General features: G+C 67.8%; 1 protein-coding gene. It reads left to right on the forward strand.

What is annotated here, in order from left to right:
• Positions 1 to 242: 242 nt before the first annotated feature.
• Positions 243 to 1,187 (forward strand): IS30 family transposase (locus tag RB608_RS28220; RefSeq protein WP_308091429.1); only part of this gene is annotated, 945 nt, incomplete at its 3' end.

Raw genomic sequence — 1,187 nt, forward strand, 5'->3', positions numbered from 1 at the left:
GGCGGGTTCAAGGGGTCGAAGCAACGTGACCTTGGAGGAGCGTTGCGATGAGACCGTTGTCAGGGCGGGGTTCGTGTCGATCGTGGGAGCAGTGGGACCAGTTCTTCGAGCTGGTGTGCGCGGGCTTGTCGATCTCGGCGGCAGCACGTGAGATCGGCGTGGCGCCGCCGTCGGCGTGGGCGAAGTGGCGTAAGTCGGCTCCCATGGAACTCGGTGTTGCACATGGGCGGCGTGGCGGACTGGTGGTTGTCACCGTCCCGGCCGGGGCGAGCGAGGCGGTCGACACCGACGCTCAGGACGGCGGCGGTAGCGAGAAGGGAGTGCGCCGTGTGTTGACCAGCGAGGACCGGGCAGTGATCGCCGCTGGTCTGCGCAAGAAGTGGACCTACGCCGAGATCGGCGAGGCGATCGACCGTAGCCCGTCTGTGATTTGTCGCGAGGTCGCCCGCAACCGCGGTCCGGACGGGTCCTATCACGGCGCGTTGGCCAACGCTGCCGCGCGGGAACGGCGACGACGGCCCAAGGAGTTCCGGTTGGTCGCCGAGCCCGGCCTGTGTCGGCGGATCGAGGCGTGGATGGACGAGGGTTGGTCCCCAAAGCTGATCGCACAGGTGCTGCGTGAGGAGTCGCCACACATGATCATGGGCCGTGTGTCGCACGAGACGATCTACCAGGCGCTCTACGTCCAGACCCGCGGAGGGCTGCGCAAGGACCTCTACCGGCACCTGTCGACCAAGCGTGCGCGCCGCAAGTCGCAGGGCGGGGGCAAGCGGGCGAACAGTCCGTACAAGGAGGCGTTCAAGATCAGTCAACGCCCGCCCGAGGTGGCTGATCGGGCCGTGCCCGGCCATTGGGAGGGCGACCTCGTCATGGGCAGCCCGGGAAGCCCCGCGGTCGGGACACTGGTCGAACGGTCGACCCGGTTCACGATCCTGCTGCACCTACCCGGACGCCACGACGCGGAGTCGGTGGCTGAGGCGATGATCCGGGAGATGAGCGACTTGCCCGAGCACCTACGCCGCTCGTTGACCTGGGACCGCGGGACCGAGCTCGCGGCCTACGACAAGATCCAGACCGGCCTGTCGATGCCGGTCTACTTCTGTGACCCCCGCTCGCCGTGGCAGCGCGGCACGAACGAGAACACCAACCGGTTGTTGCGGCACTGGTTGACGAAGGGCACCGACCTG

It is taken from the genome of Nocardioides sp. LHD-245 (assembly GCF_030929495.1).
Classification (GTDB): domain Bacteria; phylum Actinomycetota; class Actinomycetes; order Propionibacteriales; family Nocardioidaceae; genus Nocardioides.